The sequence below is a fragment of the Synechococcus sp. BA-120 BA3 genome (assembly GCF_034931285.1).
Lineage (GTDB): Bacteria > Cyanobacteriota > Cyanobacteriia > PCC-6307 > Cyanobiaceae > Cyanobium.
Window position 1 is genome coordinate 1 of sequence record NZ_JAYGHZ010000119.1, and the last position, 2,707, is coordinate 2,707.

The window sequence follows — 2,707 nt, forward strand, 5'->3', positions numbered from 1 at the left end:
CCGGCACCACCGCCCGCCCGGCCGATCCGCTGCCCTCCTGGAATCCGGGGCCGGCCCGGGACGGCATCGTCGGCTTCGTCCGCCAGACCACGGACCCCGCCAGCCCCCGCTTCGTGCCGCCCGCCGAGCGCATCGCCACCTTCGACCAGGACGGCACCCTGTGGGTGGAGCAGCCCGCCTACCCGCAGGTGCGCTTCATCCTGGAGAAGGTGCCCGGGGCGGTGACCACCCGCCAGGACCTGGAGCGGCTGGCCGCCACCGCCCTCAGCGGCATGCCCCTGGACACCTTCAAGGCCGATGTGCGCCAGTGGCTGGCCACGGCCCGCCACCCCCGCTGGCAGCGCCCCTACACCGCGCTCACCTACCAGCCGATGCAGGAGCTGCTCCGCTACCTGCGCGCTAACGATTACAAGACCTACATCGTCACCGGCGGCGGCCAGGACTTCGTGCGCGTCTACGCCGAGCAGGCGTATGGCATCCCGCCCGAGCAGGTGATCGGCAGCGCCGGCGCCACCCGCTACGGCTACGACAACCAGGGCCGGCCCTTCCTCACCAAAGAGCCCCGGCTGCTGCTCAACGACAACGACGCCGGCAAGCCGGAAGGCATCCAGTTGATGATCGGCCGGCGGCCCACCGCCGCCTTCGGCAACTCCACCGGCGACCGGCAGATGCTGGAGTACACCAAGGCCGGCGATGGGGCGCGCCTGGCGATGCTGGTGCTGCACGATGACGCCCGCCGCGAGTATGCCTACGGTCCGGCCCTGGGGCTGCCGGACACCAAGGTGGGGCCGTTCACCGAGGGGCTGTACGACGAAGCCCGCCGGCAGGGGTGGATCGTGATCAGCATGAAGCACGACTGGAAGCGGATCTTCTCCTTCGACCCCTGAAGGGTGTGCCCGGCCGATGACAGCCGGCTTCGGGCGAGAGCCTGCGGTGTCCCGTGCGGTCTAGGGTCGATGTATTGCGATCCGCCGCCATGAAAATCCTGGCCCTTTCCCTGCTGAGCGCTTCGCTCGTCATCGGAGTCGGTTCCGCTGCCCAGGCCCAGCAGCGCTGCACCTTCCTGCAGCCGATCGGTGGCGATGGCACCACCCCGATCGTCTCCAAGCGGGTCGGGGCCGCCAAGCTGATCGGCAAGGAGAACTGGAACACCGACTTCATCGTCGATCGTCCCTACAGCAGCTTCAAGTTCTTCTTCACGGCCAACTCCTCCGACGCCAATGCCAAGTACCCGGTGAGTGGCTTCATGAAGTTCAGCGACGGCAGCAATCTGCAGGTGATCAATGAAATGATGAACCCGCCGATCGGCACCGGTCGCATGTTCGGCCCCTTCCCCGCCATCCCGGGCAAGCAGGCCAGCCAGATGAACTTCAAGGTGGGGGCCAGCAGCGACCCCGGCGCCCTGGGCTTCAGCTACCGGATCTCCGTCCAGGGCTGCCAGTAGGACTCCCACTGATGCTGCTGCCCCTGCTGCTGGCCCTCTCACCGGCGCCCGGTCCGGTGATCACCAACGGGCCCGTGGTGGCCGTGCTGGAGAACCGCCGCCAGCCCAAGCCCGATGGCATGGATGAGGTCCAGCCGGTGGCCACCGTCCGGGTGGAGGGGAAGGTGGTGGGCCAGCTGATGGGGGCGCTGCGGATCGGCCCCGGCACGATCGACTCGGTGCTGCAGGTGGTGGAGATGGATCCGTCCAATCCCTACCCGGAGGTGCTGCTCTCCTCGTTCACGGGCGGCGCCCACTGCTGCAATGACACCCGGGTGCTCACCAGCAGCCCCGACGGCCGCCGCTGGTTCGAGGTGCGCCGCGATCCGGTGAACGGTGGGCCCAGCGGCGCCAGCGACCCGCTCGGCAACGGCCGCTACCTGCTGGTGGATGTGGACAACCGCTTCCTCTACCAGTTCGCCAGCTACGCCGGCAGCAGCGCCCCCAGCCAGATCTGGCAGCTGAATGGCTCCCGCTTCCTCGACATCAGCCACCGCCCCCAGATGTTGCCGCTTCACCGGCGCCGGCTGAAGGAGATGGAGAGCTGGTTCAAGGAGCCCGCCGATCAGCGCCCGGAGGCCAACGGTTTCCTGGCCGCCTGGGTGGCCACCAAGGCGCTGGTGGGGGAGTTCGACAGCGGCTGGCGGCGGATGCTGGGTCTCTACGACCGAAGCTCCGACTGGGGGCTGACCTCCTGCGAGGCCGGCTACAACGACAAAGGGGAGTGCCGGCAACCGGAACGGCGCTATGCGAGCTATCCCGAGGCGCTGCGGGCCTTCCTGCGCCGCACCGGTTACCTGCCGTCGGCGTCCCCCTGACGCGGGGGGGCCGGCTCAGCCCAGAAAGGTCATGGTCAGGCTCACCAGGGCCAGGCCGGTGAGGCCGGTGGCGGTCAGCAGGCCGATGGATCGGTGCACGGGGATCTCCCTCATGGGCAGAATCTAGAGCAATCCTTAAGACGCGCAATCGCTCCGGCTTGGCCCGCAGCAATCCGTCACGGAACCGGGCCTCGCGGTGGCCGCTTTCTCCCTGCCAGGCTGGCTGCCCCGACGACGCACCATGGCGGGCGGATCCACCATCGCCCTGGCCCTGGAGGGCCAGCTGCGCCTCGATGACCAGCCCGCCCTGCACCGGGCCGTGGCGTTGGCGCGCCAGAGCGGCGCGCGCCTGCTGGTGCTGGCCTGCCGGCCCGAATCACGGCGGCTGAGGGGCCCCCACCAGCGG

General features: G+C 69.4%; 4 protein-coding genes. All 4 read left to right on the forward strand.

All coding sequences use genetic code 11. The annotated features are described in order from the left end of the window. Positions 1–887, forward strand: an 887-nt coding sequence (locus tag VB737_RS06170) for an HAD family hydrolase (protein WP_500312014.1), incomplete at its 5' end; no start/stop codon positions are given. A gap of 89 nt (positions 888–976) precedes the next feature. Next, positions 977–1,444 (forward strand): hypothetical protein, encoded by a 468-nt coding sequence (locus VB737_RS06175; protein ID WP_500312016.1) that lies wholly within the window; start codon positions 977–979, stop codon positions 1,442–1,444. Positions 1,445–1,455: 11 nt separating this feature from the next. Beyond that, entirely contained in the window at positions 1,456–2,301 is an 846-nt protein-coding gene (locus VB737_RS06180) for a hypothetical protein (RefSeq protein WP_500312018.1), read from the forward strand. A 196-nt stretch (positions 2,302–2,497) separates the two neighbouring features. Continuing rightward, positions 2,498–2,707 (forward strand): hypothetical protein (locus tag VB737_RS06185; protein ID WP_500312020.1); only part of this gene is annotated, 210 nt, incomplete at its 3' end.